Here is a 19,813-nt window from a genome sequence, read left to right as displayed (position 1 = left end):
CATTCAGATTTTATTGGAGTATCTTGGATGCCACATACGCAAGATCCATAATATCGATCTTATTATCGTTGTTCATATCGGCTATCTTCGCTGTCGCCCAGTCTGTGCTATTAGAATTCTTACCGTAATGGTAAGCTACCATCGCAAGATCACCTACATTGATGCTTCCATCCTTGTTGATGTCTGCCGACTTATTAACTTGCGCCTTGAAGGTATCTACTGCAGTGCCTAGTGCTGTTACAGCATTGTCAACCTGGGATTGTGTCGCACTTTGGTTGTCCTTGACAGCTTTCGCTGCATTGAGGGCAACACCGAATGTATTCTTGGCTGCCTGCGGGTATTGACCGGTCGCTGCACCAACGACTGCTGCGTCATACAAACTCTGTGCATTCGTAATAGCTGATGTCAGCGCTGTCTTATCTACAACCACTTCAGTATTGCCTACTGAAATGCTCTTACTGCCAAGTACCGCCTGAATGACGGTCCCCTCTGGAGCCACACCAAGCTTTGCCTGGGTAGCTGCAATCGTTCCACTGGTATTCTGAACACCAGCCTTTACCTTGAAGGTTAGATTTAGAACCGGCGTACTGGCTCCCGATATTCCCCCTCCAGTATTGGCGGTAATGAGCCTAACTTTCCCGGCAGTGGCTTTGTCCTCTGTCACGATCTGGATGTTGTTGTTTGCACTTGCCGCACTCACATAATCAAATACGTTGGAATCATAAGACAGGATGATGTCCTGGGCATAAACACTTTCTGTCACGTTGTTCAGGCTAACTCCCACTGTAAAGCTGCTTCCAGGCTTTACACTGCTGTCTGCTGAAATGGCTGCTGTAGGTACAAGCGGCTGAGGCCAAACAGGATCTGTGGTTGCATCGCTTGTGGTTACATATATCCGGTCTAGGATTAAGCCAGATTCCCTTCCCCATAAGTTCAATTCATGCACACCAGCGGTAATATTCAATGGAGTGCCACCAGTTACAAGCGTACCCCCATTACTGAGATTGACCCATTTAAACTGACTGTTACTCACGTTCTGAATACCGTTGGAAGTGAATTTATACGTATTATCCAATCCAACGTGGACGGAGTCCGTTTGGAAACTATGACTCTTGGCAAGTATCCAGACATAGTAGGTTCCTGCAGTCGTAAAGTTGATCTTGTAATTCAGTCGGGAACCAGCAGCGAGGCTGGCAGCGTCAGTACCTGGTGTGACAGCAGTACCATCATCAGGACTAAATTGCATAGCTTTCGTGGACAAGCCGTCAACAATCGACCAGGTATGGCCATTTGCGGTGCCAAATACATAGGCATTGGCTGAATTTGCTGCTGCAGCTTCTGCCTCAACCGCCACGATGGCTGGTGTATTAAAATTAATGGTATATACCGTAGCTTGTAAGCCTTCCCTGCTTACAGTCACCGTGGCCTTTCCAGGTACAGCCGATGCTTGTATAATCGTAACACTCGCGCCAGGATCATTTGAAGCAGCAGTCACTTGCGGCGGAACCGATCCTGCAGGAACATCTAGAGAATAGGTATACGCACTTGGACTAAACCCATTCACTTGTGTATCGTTTACCTGGAGTGACTTCAAATTCGTATCAAAGTTTGAACCAACCAACTTGTCATCTAATTTGAAATAGTCGAAGTCAACGTAACCACCTGTTGTTTTTGTTGAATAATTGAATAAGGCAAATCGGTAGCCCATAAAATGCGGTAGTGTATATGACATTTGAAGTGTATTTCCTATGGATGCCCAACGCTCACCGTCAAGACTGTAATAAAACTTTGCTTTATCTGTCCTATTCTTAAAGTCCAACTCAGTCCTTAGATATACAGTGTTCTGAGTAAGGGGGACACTTGCTACTTCCACTGCTGACCCTGAACTTCCATTCACCATAACAACTGACTTTGTCGTGCCGGACATTTTAATACCGACAAACCCGTAGTTCTGTTGGAATGCGGCAATTCCTGCATAATCCCCGTCTTTCATATGGCTAACATCGATAGCAATGGTTCCTGAACTTTCCGGTCCGAAGGTTCTTTGTGTAAGGGTATTTCTGGCATCAAGAATACTAGTGCTCGTTCTTCCGGTAGTGAGTCTTAGATACCCTGACCGATTGGTAAGAGACCAGAATCTATGATCAGGATTATGGTTCCACTGCCATACGAGAGAGAGATTGGACCCATTGTAGTCATTTTCTCCGCCTGCTACCTCTGTATGATAACCTCCAACTTTCTCTGTTCTCTGATCGAAGCTATCTGATGAAACCCAGGATTTTGAAAGTACAGCAGGAATCCCAGTGTCATTGACATCCCCGAAAACAGGCCATCCATCCTGACTCCAAGTCATCGGCACAATGTAAGGTATACGTCCTACGGACCCATAATCCTGAAACAACATGCCGTACCATTTTCCGTCAGCCGCTTGAACAATCCCCCCCTGTGCGACACCAGCACTGTTGGAAGTACTACCCGATCTTAAAGCAATCTTTCCTTCATAAGTGCCATCTATTGTATCAGCCCTGTGTACTAATTCAGTACGAATGCTTCCTGATGGCCATGATATATTGAAGATGTAATATTTACCGTTAATTTTATGAATGTGCGAGCCTTCAGCTCCAAGACCACCGGAGCCTCCGGGAGCGCTCGCATTTTGAATGATTGTTTTATTCATTCCGCCTGCTTTGATCGCTGTGGCATCTGAAGTAAGTTCAATAATCTTAATGGATCCACCGCCATATACCATATATACACGTCCGTCATCATCAAACAGCAATGACATATCATGATAAACACCACCGGCAAGCTCATACTTTTCCCATGTGCCCTTTTCTATGTCAGTGGTTTGAAAGATATACGTTTTACCCGTATCATTGGAAGCAAATACCACATAAAACTTGCCATTATTGTATCTTATACTGCTTGCCCATGAGCCTTGCCCGTATATGTTCTGCCCATTCGAAAGCGTTTGTTTATCCGTAGACGCAAGAATATCATACACATAATTGACGATTTCCCAATTTACGAGATCCTTGGACTTCATGATAGGTACGCCAGGATTCACGTGCATGGTAGTACTGGTCATATAATACGTATCATTTACTCTGATCACATCAACATCCGGTACATCCGCCCATATGATTGGGTTCTTGGCAATCGGTGTATAAACATCAGCATAGAAAGTTGTAACACTTTTTCCCTTAAGCGTGGCTTGAAGTGAGTTTCCATTTACAGTGGTATCGCCTAAATTTGCAATATTCTCACTAGACGAAGTTCTATAAGTAGTAAACGATTTTACAGTTTTACCATTTACGTTGAAAGTTAATGCAGTGTCCGTGTTAGTGTCATTTATAGCTGTAATAACTAACTTTCCATTCGAAGAGTCTTTATACGCTGTTGTATATACACCCGTTGCTGGGGTTACATCCGAATTGACTCTTTTATAACCCGGCCTGATAAATCTGCTGTATTGACCAAGAGTATACAATCTTTTATTCAAGTCGTAACTTTTGACAGCACCATTATCGTCCGTATGAAATGTAATCAGTGCACCTTTATCTCCAACAGAATTCACACTGTCTTTTGTGTTATTCCAAAGCCACCAGTAGTTAAACGCATTTACTTCTGCTACCGTCATATCCTTATGGATCATTTTCGCCCAATAGATACCGTCATTTATGGTCGGATCATTGGGTTCACCTACAGATGCTTCTGTCACCCATAATTTTTTATTATAAAGCTTTGTTTGCGTCAGCCACTTCGCGCCAAGATTGGGGTCCTGCTGATTTACGGCATATTGGTGTACACCAACAATGTCTACGCGATCCCTGCTATCGGCATCATTCAATGTTGGAACAGCCAGATCTTCACTGAAATTTAACCCCTCTGGCATAATAAGCTTCGCAGTCACACCTTTTTGTGCAAAAGTAGGTTTGAGATAGCCCTTTACAAAATTATGAAAATCATCCGCTGACCAACTGCTAGATTCATAATTCGGTGCATAGTTTGGCTCATTTTGTATAGATACAGCTGAGATATCGATTCCCTTATTGGTCTTAAAGCCAGTCACATAGTCAGCTAAGAAATCAGCATATGCCTGATATTTATCAGATCTGAGCTTACCACCGATCTCTCCGTTTGTTCCTGTGCTGCCAGTCTTCATAAACGGCGGAGGCGTCCAGGGAGTAGTGAAAAATTTGGTTACGTTATAATCCGTTTTTATTTTATTAAAAAGCCAGGTTGTACCATTAATATCCCAATTATTCCAATTCCATGTGCCTGATTCCGATACGATGTCATAAGGAAGCCTGTTTCTTACCATACTTAGTCCTGCGCCAGTAGAAGTACTAAAAAGCGCATCCAGTATTTCCTTCTGTGGTGGGTTTGCGAGATTTTGTACAATCCCAGTCGACCAAGCGTTGGATGCACCAAAGCCGTCGATTTCCTGCTTTTCAATATTATAATCAATATTAACCGTTGGGATGGATGCAGCATGGGTACTCTTATGAAAACTAAGCATGGATGACACTATCAGACTAAGACAGAGAGAAACTTTTAAAGCAGCTCTTGAGTCAACCCTTCCTTTTTCCATTTATCTCTTCCCTTCATTAAAATGATTCTTGTACCTTACCATAAAGCTATGGGCCCAGTTGCTTGTTAGCATCATGGACCCATTACCATCTCAACAAGGAATTGTATGCTTTCTACATAATTGCCAGATGCCTGTATGAATGAATTTTATTTCAATTCTTGATAGAGTCTGTAGATGACCGTAGCAGCTTGTGCTCTTGTCGATTTTCCTTTCGGATCAAAATATCCCTCTGACACTCCGTCCATTAAGCCTGCCTGTTTTGCAGCCCAAACAGCATCCTTGGCGTATGTAGAGATTTGATCTCCATCAAGGAAATTTGAAGTTGAACCATTTGCTAGTACAGTCGTAGAACTAATAATCTTGGAGGCCCGATAAATAAGCACCGCCATATCCTCACGACTGATCTGGTCGTTCACTCCGAAGCTGCCGTCATCTTTGCCTTGAACGAGGCCGCTCTTCTGTGCTGAGGCTATGGAATTGTAGTACCATGCACCCGCGTCAACATCTGTGAAGGCTGCAGTTGCTGAAGAATCTGCTAGATCGAAGAGTTGAATCAACATCTTAACAAACTCTGCTCTTGTTACCTCCCCAGCCGGAATAAAATGGCCGTCACTTCTACCGTTCACTACTTCACGAGCTGCTAAGCCAAGAACACCCTCGTTTGCCCATGTATACCCATTCATGTCACTAAAGGAAACCTGAACATGGTTAGCCGTGTACTTACTGAAGTGCGTAGGTTGAAACTGAACTTTGCCTGTTTCGATATTGTATCTGCCATTCCTAACAACTTCCAATTTACCATCTTCTGTTATATAGTAGATGACTACTTGATTAGGCTTTTCATTAGATGCCAATGTATACGGTACTTCTACTAGGACACTTTTCTTGTTAAATTTTGTGATTCTGTTACCATCTAAACTCAAATTAAAATCGTACACAACAGAACTTCCGACTTCTTCTTTTATATCCTGCGAAAGGTTAGCAGGGGCTACCTTTGCAATACTTAATTGCAAATTTGAAGTTTCCGACAGGGTGCTTTTATCAAGAACATCCCGATTAATGGTAACCGTAGCAAGATCCGTCTCAACCTTTACCATCTTTACTGCGCCTGATTCTGAACTGAGTTGTTGAAGCTGCTTCGCTGGCAGATTGAATTGGAGTTCCTTAACGTCAGAACCTGAGTTGACTTTAATCGTTACCGAATCATCTTTGGAATTTTTGCCCGCTTCAAGAAGAGCTTTTGACCCTACATCAATAGAAGCAACACCATTATTAACAGTCATTGTTTCCAGTAACAAAACAGATGTACCTGAAGTTCCCGGCGATGACGGATTTTCTGCCCCTTGGGAACCAGGGTTGGAGCCAGTATGAGAGCCAGGATCAGTGCCGGGATTATTACCGGGATTAGTACCGGGATCAGTGCCGGGATCAGTTCCAGAGTTCGAATTATTAACCGTCAATGTAATTCCGTTACCCATCTTCCCATTCGTTTTTTCCAACTGACTATTGATAGTTGTCAAAGAACTTAAGGAAACGGAGGCTGCCCCTGCTTGGGAAGCTTTAAACGAAAGCGTAAATAAATCCTTATCCCCTCTTAGTCCATCCTTGTTTCCTGTTAACGTAAAAACCAGCAATATTTTGTTGCCATGTACTTTAGGTTCAAGCACGTATGCTTGATTATTCAGGCTGCTTGTGTAGCCCGTATACGCCAGTTGCTGCTCATCATACGTTAATTCCATCTCGGCAGCATATAAGTCTGTAAGTGCTTTGCCTGCAATGGTAATCGTAACGTTGTTTCCTAACTCGACACTTGGAGCCTGAGAGCGCAATACAACTTCATCTGTTGTTTGTGCTGCAGCCGTCAAAGGGAGCAGCGTGGCAATGAACATCATAGCTAGGAAGAATAATTGAAATTTGAGTTTCATGTTCACAATCCCTCATTATAAGGAACGAATGGGAGACAAACGTCTCCCATCGCCCTTTTCTTGGATTTAGTAATTCTTAGCGATCACGATCAACTACGATTGTGCGGGTCACTTATTGAAGTATCTTGGATGCTACATACGCAAGATCAAAAATATCGATCTTATTATCGTTGTTCATATCCGCTTTCTTGGCAGTTGTCCAGTCTGTGCTATTGGAGTCCTTACCGTAATTGTAAGCTACTATTGCAAGGTCACCTACATCGATGCTTCCATCATTATTGAGGTCTACAGATTTAATTACGGCTGCCTTGAAGGCAGCTACTGCACTGCTCAGTGCTGTTACGCTACTGTCAACCTGGGACTGTGTCGCACTTGCACTGTCTCTTACAGCTTTTGCTGCAGTGAGGGCTGCATCGAATGCATCCTTGGCTGCTTGTGGGTATTGACCAGCCGCTGTTCCTACGACTGCACCGTCATACAGGCTCTGTGCATCCGTAATAGCTGTTGTCAAAGCCGTCTTATCTATTACCACTACAATAACTGCTGCCCTGAAAGTTGATCTTGCACTGCCCAGTGCTGTAACGGCACTGTCAACCTGGGACTGTGTCGCACTTGCGCTGTCTCTTACAGCTTTTGCTGCAGTGAGGGCTGCACCGAATGCATCCTTGGCTGCTTGTGGGTATTGACCGTTCGCTGTTCCTACGACTGCACCGTCATACAGGCTCTGTGCATCCGTAATAGCTGTTGTCAACGCTGTCTTAACCACTGCAATAGCGCCTACTGAAATGCTCTTACTGCCAAGAGCAGCATCAATCACGGTTCCTTCCGGAGCCACACCGAACTTTGCCTGTGTAGCTGCAATCGTTCCGCTGGTATTCTGAACACCAGCCTTTACCTTGAAGGTTAGATTCAGCACCGGTGTACTGACTCCAGATATCCCAACTCCGGTGTTGGCGGTCATGAGTCTAACTTTTCCAACAGTATCTTTGTTCTCTGACACGATCTGGATGTTGTTATTGGCACCTACCGCACTCACATAATCAAATACATTGGAATCATAAGATATGGTGATGTCCTGCGCATAAACACTTTGTGTCACGTTGTCCGCACTAACAGCCACTGTAAAGCTGCTTCCAGGCTGCACGCTGCTGTCTGCTGAAATCGTAGCTGTAGGTACTAGTGGCTGAGGCCAGACAGGGTCTGTGGTAGCGTTGCTTGTCGTTAAATAGATTCGGTCAATGGCAAGGCCGTCTTCTCTTCCCCAGAAGTTCAATTCATGTACGCCAGCGGTAACATTCAAAGTAGCTCCGCCAAACATACCGCCACTAGAACCACTGATATTCGCCCATTTATACTGAGGACCAAGAGTAAGACCCTCAATACCGTTAGTAGTGAATTTATACTGATTATCTAATCCAACGTGGATGGAGTCCGAATCGTAGCCAAGCGTCTTAACAAGTATCCAAACATTATAGGTTCCTGAAGTTGGAAAGTTGACTTTATATCCAAGTCTGGAATTGGCTGCAAGTGAAGCTGCATCCGTACCTGACGCAGTGAACACCGTATTAGGCCCGAAAAACATCGCTTTCGTGGACTGTCCATCAACAAGCGACCAAGTATGACCATTTATGGTGCCATATACATAGGCATTGACTGTGTTTTCTGCTGCTGTTTCTGCCTCAATGGCCACAACAGAAGGCGTATTGACAAGTACACTAATTTGCGATGTTGCAGCAGCGCCTAATGCTCCCTTAAAACTTACAGTAACATTTGCTGTTCCGCTTGCTTTAGCCGTTATAGTACCGCCCGCAACTTCTGCAATAGCAGGACTTGGATTGGTATACGTTGCTGTTTTGGTTACATCTTCCGTGTGTCCGTCAACATATTCTGCTGTTACTTTAAAGGTTGCAGTTTTGCCAGAATCCAGCGTAACTGAACCATTGTCAATGGTAATCTTCTTCACTGTCAGTTCGCTGTTCAAGTCTTTTACAAGCATATTAACTGTATCTGTTTTTCCACCATAGCTTATGTCAATGCTTGTGGAGCCATAGCCCACCCCAGTGACAACTCCGTTGTTTACACTTACAATACCGCTTTGTGCCGGTGTTGCAAGGGCCTGAGCACTAATATCTGCACTTGTTCCATCGGCGTATATGGCTGAAACCTTCAGGTTAGCCTGATTGGTTCCGGAAACAGTATCAATCTTTTGTTTATCAATGGATGCGTTGATTGCAACTAGATCATGAGCAGCTGTCTTTTGCTCGAATTGCCAAGAATCTACCTTGAAGAGATTACCTGTTGATGCTCCCGTGTATACCATAAATACATTATGGACACCTGTAGCACCGGAAACACTCGTTGTTTTTGTCTTCCAAACATCGTCTCCGCCTGTGTTGGAAATGGGAAGTGTCCCGATCAATGGGCCAGTAGCACTGTCAAGATGAAGTTCAATGTTTCCACCGCCCGAGCTTGCAACATTAGCTTTGAATGTTCCTGCGCCTGTAGCTCCAAAATCAACTTTGGATACCGCAGTCCAGTCTCCATCATTTATGATGCTGACAGCCAGATTTACACTGCTAACCATGCCTCCTGGTTGTGTAGTAGTTTCAGTGGATATTCCGCCATTCCAACCAATTGTTTCGGCCTCAACCCTTGTATAAGGATTCAAATTTTGGAGCTGCGGAACACCTGCGTAATCGCCAGTAATAGGATTAATAACCCCGTTTGCATCAAAACTTACTTTATTGATGTTTGTATTACGGTATCCATGCGGTTGCCCACCCATTTGTGGATACATACCGCTTTCAGCCATTGCCTTTGCTACGGTCTGTGCGTGGTAGGTAACATACCACTGGTTATTGAATTCAAAAATCGCATGGTGGTTGTTACCTCCAGCACCAAAGAACGTAGCAGGGTTGGGCAGTATTGTTTTGACAAAGGTAAATGGCCCCATTGGGTTGTCACTTACCATATAGCCAATTGCTCCCGTAGGGATATCCGACGGATGCCCGCTAGAGAAGTTCGTACAATAGGAGTAATAATACTTCCCGTTGTATTTGTGGATACCTGAATCCTCAAACAACCACGGTGGATTGATGCGTCCAAGAGTTCCGCCGCTTACACTCAAATCCAAACTGATCATATCCGCACCAAGCTTAGCAACACGTGCGGTTCCCGGGTCAGCATCTTTTCCGGCTGGAATACCGCCGCCGAAATACAAGTAACCGCTTCCATCATCGTCAACCAGTACCGCTGGGTCAAAAAGCCATGTAACATCACTAGCCCCAGGAGTACTTCTGCTTACCAATTGTTTGCCAATTGGATCTGTAAATGGGCCGATCGGACTATCCGCTGTGAGCACACCAATGCCGCTTCCATTATCCGCAAAATAAAGGAAGAACTTCTCCTTGCCATCAATCGTTTTATGTGCAGCCGCCGGCGCCCAGGAGTTGTTTGCCCATTTGGCCGCACCTTGCGGCCCTGCTACTAGGATTTCCCCATGGTCTGTCCAGTTCACCATATCATCGGACGAAACAACCGTAATCTTATTAATCTTACCGTATCCATTATCCTTAACTGTCCCATCAGCATTGTACTCCAATACATCATTGGTCATGTAGACATAAACTCTGCCGTTATATACCATTGCATAGGGATCCGCACCAAATTTTTGCGAAAATAGCGGATTGTTATTACCAGGTGTTTTAGCCAGCGCTGGAGTGAGCGTCGAAGCTGCTGCCTGCTTCTCCATAACTGGGCTTAATGTGAATGCAAGAGTTAAAGCCATCGTCATCCCCAGCATTTTGTTCAATTTCTTCATAGAACATCCTCCGCCTTATTGTTTGAATTTTCAATTAATTTAAGATTTGAATCCTCCTGAAAGCACACACCTTCTTTCAAGACAGGGTAGCCATTGACTATTCCGTCTCGGAATGCCGCCATCTTAGTCTACATGTTCAATACCCTGTGTATAATAACGGCTGCTTCTGCTCTTATCGCCGTATCATTTGGCTTGATCATGCCATTGTAGCCCTGAATGATTCCTTCCTTGAGCAATTGAGCCAGGGGGCCTGATGCATAAGCTGCTACCTCACTCGAATCACTAAAGCTGCTTAAGTCTGAAACTGACTCGTCCAGCATTTTTCCGGCTTTCTTCATTGCTCGTGCAGCCACCACCATCATATCCTGTCTGGATATGCTTAGCCTCGGCTCGAACAAGCTGTCGCTCGTTCCCTGAGCAATTCCAAGTTTCCTGGCTACCCCTACCTCTTGGTAATAATAGTCGGACTGTTCTACATCATTGAAATTGCCAACTACTTCTGCATTAAGATGTAAAGCTCTGACCAGCAAGCAAATGAAGTCTGCCCTGGTAATATTGTCCCCTGGGCTAAAGGTAGTAGCCGACGTTCCTTTGATGATTCCCGAAGATGCTAGCGCTTCTATCTCCGTATTTGCCCACTCATAGCCTTGGAGATCGACGAAGGCAGTTCCATAACTGTATACAGTTGCTGCAAGACTCGAATCCAGTGCCTTCACGGATACCAGCTTAATATTGGCATTTCCCTGGGCCTTCCCTTTGAAGATGATGGTACTCAGGGGTAATTTCCCTTGCACTCCGGCCTTCTTCCCAACCTGTGTAAAGGCTATCGTCATTTTCCCGTTATCTACCTTTGGAGGTATGTAAAAACCCTCCAGCTTCGATTCCCCTTTAACCAACTCAACGATTTCAGGATCGAATGTAATCAGTACTTCATATGCATAAAGGTCTTTTAAGTTGTTTCCATTCACCGTAACTTCCAGCTCTTGATCAAGTAAAACGCTTTCAACGCTTTCAATGCTTTCACTCAGTGTGAAGACGGCATCTCCTTCTGCATATCCTGCTCGGGGGAAGCAAGCAACTATCATCACTACAATTAAATATAATACGAAAGTTAATTTCCCTTTTCTCATGTTAATCTCCTTAGAATGCATAATATCCCATCCCCGGACCCACAGATAGTTAACTTATTCAACTATTTTTGTTTGAAACATACGCGAGATTAGTAATGTAAATCTTACAATCTTTTGGAAACTAAGTACCCACTCATTAAAAGTCTTTTAATAGCGTTTAGTTAAAAGATTGAGGAGACCCCATACCTATTTTCTTACTCATTCTAAGACTCCTCTCGTATTTCATCTTTACATCCATTTGATTACACTCCTTTTAGTAATTTGTAATTACCAAAATTACTGTGGTGTGATAATTACTAAGTTCAGTATAACTCGAACGTAATCATTTCAGAATGTAATTTCTTATTCGAAAAGTGAATATTTCTACGAATATACGATATAAATTCAACTAATAAGTGGATCATATAAAAGTATACATTTACTATAAAATAACAAATGTTATACTTTTATAATTTATTCCGATTCTTCCTTTAATAACTACGAGATGCGATTTCTTTCTGTGCTGTTACTTGTGTAAATACATTTTCAGGGGTAACAATACGTTTCGGCAATGTGCTGCCTTTCACGATTTCTTTCACAGCTTGAATGAGATTTGGCCCCAGCAACGGATTACACTCAACCACTAAATTAATTTTACCCTCATTCATCTTCTCAAGTGCTTTCCTCGTGCCATCTACGGTGATGACCACAATATCTTTGCCCGGAACTAATCCATATTCTTCTATTGCCTCTAAGGCACCAAAGGTCATATCATCGTTATGGGAATATAACACACGAATCTCCCTACCTTTTTCTTGCAAAAATTTCTTCATCACTTCTTTGCCTTTAGCAACAGTGAAATCTGCGTTCTCACTCTTCAAGAATTGCAAATCACTACGCGATGAAATGACGTCACGGAATCCCTTCCCCCGAGCAATGGATGGCGTTGATCCCTCTGTACCTTTTAATTCAACAATACCTACTGATTTAATCGATTTAGGAATTTTATCTAATAAGTACTTCCCTGCTTTTCGACCTTCCTCATAAAAATCAGAACCAATATATGTCACATACAGCGATGGGTCAGTGACATCTACCAGCCGATCAATAATAATGACTGGAATTCCTGCTTGTTTAACTTCTTTCAGAATAGGCTCCCATCCCGTTTCTACAACAGGAGCAATGGCGATGACATCCACTTTCTCTTTGACAAACTCTCGTATAGCCTCTATTTGCTTTTCTTGCGATTGCTCTGCGTTTTGAAAGTTGAGTTCGACATCAGATTCAACTGCAGAATTTTTAATAGATGACGTATTGGCAAGCCGCCATTCACTTTCAGATCCTAACTGCGAGAATCCTAAGACTGGCTCTTTAATTGTAGGCGTTGTTACAGACTCCTCATGGCTTTCTTGTCCAACCTTTCTAGTTGCTTCATCTACTTGAGCTTGCTCACAACCAAAGAAGCACATTAGAATGCTTAGCGACACAATCAGTTTGGTAAGCGCTAACAACATACTCTTCGGTCTACTCTTGTACATTTTATTCAAGTCCCCCTTGAAGATTATTTCGTGTGGAAATGAGACATATGTCGTTCTAATTGACCTGAGATTTGATTCAATCTCGTAGAGAGTTCTAACAATTGCTCTCCGATCGTTAGCTGCGTTGAACAGAGTGAAGCGACTTGCTCCGTTGAAGCTGATGACTCCTGTGATACAGCAGATACTTCGAATATAGCCTGACCAAGTACGGTTTGTACAGCGTTTAATTTATCCAAGGACAAGGTAACGTCCGTAGCTCGTGTTAATAACTGCTCCATTTCTTCTTGAATTCGTGTAAATAATTTGAACACCTCAAATACTTCCACATTCATATCTTGAAAGAAAGGCATTGCATCAGACATAGCCCCTACTGTAGATTCCACCTCTTGTAAAATAATATCTGTAAATTGTCCTACTTGACCAATGGAGGCATTGGATCGTTCCGCCAATTGGCGTATCTCATTCGCAATGACTTTAAAACTAGCTCCTGCGGCTCCAGCCCTGGTTGCTTCAATCGAAGCATTAAGTGACAATATCTTGGTTGAATTCGTGATCTCTTTCAAGATTTTCAGTATCGCACGAACAGAACTTGCAGATTCCTGGAGACTGTTAACTTTGCCTGCTACAACTCGAAAACTAGCTTCAGTATCCCCTGCTTTACGCAAGAGATCATGTACTGAGTTTCCACCCGTTCTACAAACCTCTTCTACCTCTTGAGCGGAACGAGCCATTATACCTTGAAGTGAAAATACATTAGTTAAAGAAGTACTCATTTGTTCCATACGCGCCGCACTTTGCTCGGCATTCGAAGCCAAGTCAATCGCACCACCAGCTATTTGATCTGTCGCTGCGTGTATTTCTCTTGCAGAAATAACGGTGATTTCGGCTGCACTGCTCATACGCTTACTAAATTCAGTGACTTCAATCACACTTTCTCTAGAGCTCATGATAAGATCTCCAATATTCTCCATCATCTGCTCGTATGCGAATTCTACCTGTCCAATCTCATCTTTCCGATTCTGAACTGATAGTCTTCCGGTTAAATTGCCATCGGCAGCTAACCTCATTAACTTCACAATATGAGAAAGTGGTTTGCCAACTATGAATACAATCCATAAACCAATCATCAAAGCAAGCAGAATGTTCAAACCTATAAATACATAAGTCATTTTCTGAATTTTACTAACAGACTTCGTTAACTCAGCCAACGGTGCAATCGCGATGAATGACCAATTACTGACAGATGATTGGTGATAGGCAAGCAAATTTCGAACCCCACTCACATGTTTATCTATGAAGCTGCCTGAAACTGTTGAATTCGCTGGTAATGAAATCGTATGAGAGTTCGATACCATGTTATTGCTCAAAATCAACTTTCCAGATTGAGTTGTGATAAGCGTTTCCGCGCCATCACTAAGCTGAAAAGCATTGACCATCGTTTGCAAAACATTAGCTTCTATTTGAACGATTAGGATGAAATCCTCAGAGCCTACATTATTTTTACCTAGTAATCTCCCGTAAGCAAAGAGAGGTTTAGGTGAATCTCCTAAGTACCCTTTTTCTTCTATAGGCATCCAGACGGGTTTACCACTCGCATTAAGAATAGTTTGAATCCAACCAGCCGTTCTTAGATCTGGACTCAACCCTTCTCGCTGTGTACTTATCATATCAAGGGACGTTTGAATGGGAATCAGTGTGATATCTCGAATGCTCTGATCCGATAATGCTAACTGGTCGAATGCATCTCTCATTTCGGAATTTCTTCGTTCCAATTCAGCCTTTCCAATACCAGCATTAGAAATTTGAAATAAATTTTTAGTAAATGTGCTATCACTAATGAGTTGATTCGATAAATCTATGTAAAACTGCTGCTTCATGTCTAATTTCTCCCCCGCAGTTGTAACTAAATCCTGCGAGCTTTTTTTCATTTGATCAATGATTGCGTTTTCAGCAATACGGGAAGAAAATAACCCCATGCCTATAACGGAGACACCTAAGGAACAAAAAAAGATGAGGAAAAGTTTAGTACCGATCGACCGACTAGGCCGTTGAAACAGCATCCGCACAATGTTTGTAATATATGGCATATAAGTTCCCCCTGTGTACATATGAAAAAGGGCACTAGTCGACAAAACATGTCAATTAATGCCCTTCCCTCAACTTTTATCTACGTTGTGCCCAGCGTCGTTGACTTAGCAAACGTTGTAAGATAATAAACATAAACAATAGAATACCGATAACAATTTTCGTCCACCAAGAACTTAATGTCCCTTCAAAACTAATAATCGTTTGAATAACACCTTGAATCATGACACCGAAGAAAGTACCTACAATGTATCCAACGCCTCCGGTGAGGAGTGTGCCCCCGATGACAACCGCTGCTATGGCATCTAATTCCATACCCATCGCGTGTAAGCCATAACCTGAAAGCATGTAGAAAGTGAAGACCACGCCTGCTAGTGCTGAGCAGAATCCACTGAACGCATAGATGAGCATTTTGGTACGCCCAACTGGTAAGCCCATCAATATGGAAGATTGCTCACTTCCACCTAATGCATACGTATTTCTGCCAAAACGTGTGTAATGTGCAATATAGAAGCCTAGAAATACAACCAACAAGGCAATGATGACACTAATCGAGACAAAGTTACCACCAGGTAAGCTAATCTTCGTTTGGGCCACACTTGTGTAGAAGCCATTATCGATGGTAATGGTATTAATACTTATGATGTAACACAAACCCCTAGCAAGGAACATCCCGGATAAGGTAACGATGAAGGGTTCAATCTTGAAGTAATGAATGATGGCTCCCATTCCCCAACCAAAGAGAGCTCCGATTAACAATACCATCGGTATGACGAGGCCAGGCGGCCAACCCGCTTGGACTAAACTCGCCGAGATCATCGTCGTTAAGGCAATAACAGAGCCGACCGATAAATCAATACCACCTGATACGATAACAAATGTCATTCCAACAGCCGTTATTAATAAAAAGGCATTATCAATTAGCAAATTCATCAGTACTTGTAAAGAAAAGAATCCTGTATAACGGAAAGACCCGACAGCGAACATGAGTACAAATAACCCCATTGTCACCAGGATAGGAATATGCTGTTTCTTAAGCATGCTGTTTGACCTCCCTCTCAGCCGGATAATGGCGGGTTTTCCAACGGAAGGCAATCGATTTGCGGAAAGATTCCGATTGAATTAAACAAACAATGAGAACTACGAAAGCTTTAACAACTAGCGTTATTTCAGGTGGTACACCAATCATATAGATCGTCGTTGTTAAGGTTTGAATAATTAATGCACCGACTAATGTGCCAGCTAAGTAAAAGCGTCCACCTGTTAGTGCGGTTCCACCAATAACGACAGCTAGGATCGCATCGAGTTCATACCATAATCCAGCATTGTTGCCATCTGCGCTTGAGACATTCGAGCTAAGAATCAACCCTGCAATTGCTGCGCATAAACTACAGAACATGTATACGAAGAACATTACCGTCTTCGATTTCACTCCGGCAAGATTGCTTGCTGTTGGCTTACAACCAACAGATTCAATAAATAGACCGAGTGCTGTCTTTCTTGTTAAGAGATACGCAATAAGGAATACAATTGCAACAATGAAGATAGAGAACGGAAGCGTCAATAGTGATCCTGCACCAATGAACTTATAATGAGGGTTCGAAATCGTAATAATTTGACCACTCGTTATTAATTGTGATACGCCGCGTCCAGAAACCATCAAGATGAGCGTGGCGATAATCGGCTGCATGCCAATATTCGCAACTAGGAATCCATTCCAAACACCTAGTACAAGCGAAATTAACAACGCTGTTCCCACTGAAATAATGACATTCACTAAGCTGCCATCCCCATTACTGATCATCAGGCAAGCTATCGCTCCAGAAATAGCTACGACTGAACCGACGGAAAGATCCACCCCTTTCGTCGCCGCAATAACTAACGTCATCCCAATAGATACAATCATTAGCGGAGAGCCAAAGTTTAAGATATCAATTAGACTGCCGTAAAGATGACCGTCTCGCATTTTTATCGCAAAGAAATCAGGAGAGTAGATAAAGTTAAAAACTAATAATGCGCCTAAAAAAATTAGTGGCCAAAACAAATGATGCTTCACCATGTCTATTAACCTCCCGCAATTGCCTTCATAACATTTTTCTGACTGATCTCATCGCCAACCATTTCTTTCACCTTGTGACGATCACGCAATACGACGATTTTATGACTGACACGTAAAACTTCTTCGAGTTCCGATGAAATAAATAGGACTGACATCCCTTTTTGCGCTAATGACAAAACTAATTTCTGAATTTCAGCTTTAGCCCCAATATCAATGCCTCGCGTAGGTTCATCCAGAATCAATAAACTTGGATCCGTAAGCAACCAACGAGCAAGCAATACTTTCTGTTGATTCCCGCCGCTTAAATTTTTAATCAAATGTTCAGGGTTAGGTGGATTAATGTTTAATGCGCGAATATATTCATCTGCCATTTCGTCCTGCCGTTTTCTTGAGATCGTTTTAAACCAACCTTGGGATGCCTGAAGGGCTAGTATGATATTTTCTCGCACGGTCAGATCATCAATAATCCCTTCTAATTTACGGTTCTCGGAGCAAAATGCAATACCTTGATCAATGGCTTGCCTTGGCGTATGAATCGCCTCACTTGAACCAGCAATCGTCATTTCACCAGAATCCGCCTTATCTGCTGCAAAGAATAATCTAGCTAGTTCCGTTCTACCTGAACCCAACAAGCCTGCTAAACCAACAATTTCACCTTTATGAATCGTGAGATCAACAGGTTCAATGGAACCTTTCTTCCCAAAATCGGTTGCTTGAATGAATACTTCATGACTAATTTGATTAGCTGCATCACCTTTGGGCAACTCTTCTAGCAGCTCAAGGTCCTTACCAATCATTTTAGAAACCAGCTCTATACGAGGAAGATCTTTGGCTAAATATTCCCCAATAAACTCTCCGTTGCGGAGTATGGTTATGCGATCTGAAATGTCGTAAACCTGATCCAAGAAATGAGTAACGAATAGAATCGCTAGTCCTTCATTTTTTAATCGGGTCATGACAGAAAATAGTTGGATAACCTCACCTCTATCTAAACTGGAGGTTGGTTCATCTAGAATTAACACTTTTGCCGAAATACTTAAGGCTCTGGCAATCGCTACAAGCTGTTGAACAGCTACGGAATACGCATGCAAGGGTTGTGTAACGTCTATTTCAAGATTCATTCTCTTCTTCAATAATTGCCCAGCATCCTCATTCATTTTTTTCCATAAAATACGACCGAAGCGACGTGGTTCACGCCCAATATAAATATTTTCAGCTACAGACAGGTTTGAACAGAGGTTAACCTCCTGATAAACCGTACTAATACCTGCGTTTTGCGCATCAAGCGGGCTAAGAATACGAATTGGCTGTTTATCCATCTCAACAATTCCCTGATCAATGGAGTGAACACCCGTAAGTACTTTAATTAGTGTAGATTTACCTGCCCCATTTTCACCCATTAGGGCATGAACTTCGCCAGGAAACATTCTGAAATTAACGTTCGTTAACGCCTTAACACCCGGAAACTGCTTATGAATTCCGGTCATCTGCAATACCGGATCACCCTGTTTCATCATGCCACTCCTCTCCAATATGAACGAGAGCTACTCCATTCTAGCAAGATGGAGCAGCTCCGCCCTTTTTATTTATAATAACTAGGTTATAGACAATGTCTTAGTACTGACGGTTAGGCAATTCACGTTTCGCATCTTCGGAAGTAAATACGCCTTCTTTCGTAACAATACGTTTCGGAAGTTCTTTACCGGCTAGTACATCTTTAGCAGCTTGCATCAATTGTCCACCAAGGAGTGGGTTACACTCTACGATGAAGTTAATTTTCCCTTCACTTGCTGCTACGAAGCCGTCTTTCACACCATCAACAGAGATAATGATGATATCTTTACCTGGCTTAAGTCCTGCTTCTTCAATTGCTTGAATAGCTCCTAGTGCCATATCATCGTTATGTGCATAGAGAACATTAATGTTCTTATTGGCTTTCAAGAATGCTTGCATAACCTCTTTACCTTTAGCACGTGTAAAATCACCTGTTTGTGAAGCAATGATTTTAAGGTTTGGATTTGATTTAATAATTTCGCCAAATCCAGCTTTACGATCATTCGCAGGAGCAGAACCAGTAGTTCCTTGAAGCTCTACGATATTAACTGTTTCTTTCGCATCTTTATATTTGTCAACTACCCATTTCCCTGCGCTGCGGCCTTCTTCCACGAAATCTGAACCAATGAATGTTTTGTAGAGGGAAGTATCCTTCGAATCTACAGCTCTATCCGTTAAGATAACTGGAATGCCAGCATCTTTAGCTTCTTTCAATACAGTGTCCCAACCGGATTCAACAACCGGAGAGAACGCGATAACATCAACTTTTTGTTGGATATATGTACGAATGGATTTAATTTGATTTTCTTGTTTTTGCTGTGCATCGGAGAATTTCAATTCAATGCCTGCTTCTTTCGCAGAATCTTGAACGGACTTCGTATTCGCTGATCGCCATCCGCTTTCAGCACCTACTTGAGCAAAGCCCATAGTGATTTTCTTGTCCGCTTTAGCCGTAGCTACTGCTGCTGTGCTTGGGCTTACCGCTGCTGCTGCAGTTGTGCTGCTTGCGGTCTTGCTATCTCCTGAACTACCACATGCTGCTGTGAACATCATCATTGCTGAAGCTACTAATACTACCCCTAGAGACTTTTTCATTTATATTTCCTCCCTTATTTCACCTGTTTGCTTC

10 protein-coding genes are annotated in these 19,813 nt (G+C 42.8%); all 10 read right to left on the bottom strand.

Annotated elements, in window-relative coordinates; genetic code table 11:
• Positions 1 to 10: 10 nt before the first annotated feature.
• The 10 genes from ASL11_RS38020 to ASL11_RS20890 all read right to left on the bottom strand — a co-directional run bounded on the left by ASL11_RS38020 (position 11) and on the right by ASL11_RS20890 (position 19,779).
• Positions 11 to 4,594 carry a family 43 glycosylhydrolase gene (locus tag ASL11_RS38020; RefSeq protein ID WP_063795646.1) on the bottom strand — a complete coding sequence of 1,528 codons (4,584 nt, stop codon included), beginning with the start codon at positions 4,592 to 4,594 and terminating at the stop codon, positions 11 to 13.
• Between the two features lie 146 nt (positions 4,595 to 4,740).
• Positions 4,741 to 6,519 carry an S-layer homology domain-containing protein gene (locus ASL11_RS20930; protein ID WP_056619138.1) on the bottom strand — a complete coding sequence of 593 codons (1,779 nt, stop codon included), beginning with the start codon at positions 6,517 to 6,519 and terminating at the stop codon, positions 4,741 to 4,743.
• A 112-nt stretch (positions 6,520 to 6,631) separates the two neighbouring features.
• Positions 6,632 to 10,339, bottom strand: a complete 3,708-nt coding sequence (locus tag ASL11_RS38015; protein ID WP_063795645.1) for a carbohydrate-binding protein — start codon at positions 10,337 to 10,339, stop codon at positions 6,632 to 6,634.
• A 128-nt stretch (positions 10,340 to 10,467) separates the two neighbouring features.
• Positions 10,468 to 11,469 carry an S-layer homology domain-containing protein gene (locus ASL11_RS20920; RefSeq protein WP_056619135.1) on the bottom strand — a complete coding sequence of 334 codons (1,002 nt, stop codon included), beginning with the start codon at positions 11,467 to 11,469 and terminating at the stop codon, positions 10,468 to 10,470.
• Between the two features lie 470 nt (positions 11,470 to 11,939).
• The gene (locus ASL11_RS20915; protein ID WP_082595643.1) at positions 11,940 to 12,986 is read right to left on the bottom strand and encodes an ABC transporter substrate-binding protein; all 1,047 of its coding nucleotides are present in this window, start codon (positions 12,984 to 12,986) and stop codon (positions 11,940 to 11,942) included.
• A 23-nt stretch (positions 12,987 to 13,009) separates the two neighbouring features.
• Complete coding sequence (locus tag ASL11_RS20910) at positions 13,010 to 15,073, bottom strand: methyl-accepting chemotaxis protein (RefSeq protein WP_056619131.1); 2,064 nt, start codon at positions 15,071 to 15,073, stop codon at positions 13,010 to 13,012.
• A 76-nt stretch (positions 15,074 to 15,149) separates the two neighbouring features.
• Positions 15,150 to 16,112: a galactofuranose ABC transporter, permease protein YjfF gene (gene yjfF, locus ASL11_RS20905; RefSeq protein ID WP_028553234.1), complete on the bottom strand. Its 963-nt coding sequence runs from the start codon at positions 16,110 to 16,112 to the stop codon at positions 15,150 to 15,152.
• Positions 16,105 to 17,130 carry an ABC transporter permease gene (locus ASL11_RS20900; RefSeq protein ID WP_056619128.1) on the bottom strand — a complete coding sequence of 342 codons (1,026 nt, stop codon included), beginning with the start codon at positions 17,128 to 17,130 and terminating at the stop codon, positions 16,105 to 16,107. Before ASL11_RS20900 ends, yjfF begins: the two co-directional genes overlap by 8 nt.
• 5 nt (positions 17,131 to 17,135) lie before the next feature.
• Entirely contained in the window at positions 17,136 to 18,647 is a 1,512-nt protein-coding gene (locus ASL11_RS20895) for a sugar ABC transporter ATP-binding protein (RefSeq protein WP_327205108.1), read from the bottom strand.
• A gap of 97 nt (positions 18,648 to 18,744) precedes the next feature.
• Entirely contained in the window at positions 18,745 to 19,779 is a 1,035-nt protein-coding gene (locus ASL11_RS20890; protein ID WP_056619125.1) for an ABC transporter substrate-binding protein, read from the bottom strand.
• Positions 19,780 to 19,813 lie beyond the last annotated feature (34 nt).

The sequence above is a fragment of the Paenibacillus sp. Soil750 genome (assembly GCF_001428045.1).
Lineage (GTDB): Bacteria > Bacillota > Bacilli > Paenibacillales > NBRC-103111 > Paenibacillus_E > Paenibacillus_E allorhizoplanae.
The sequence above is the reverse complement of the archived record's forward strand: the minus strand, read 5'-3'. Positions and strand labels throughout refer to the sequence as shown.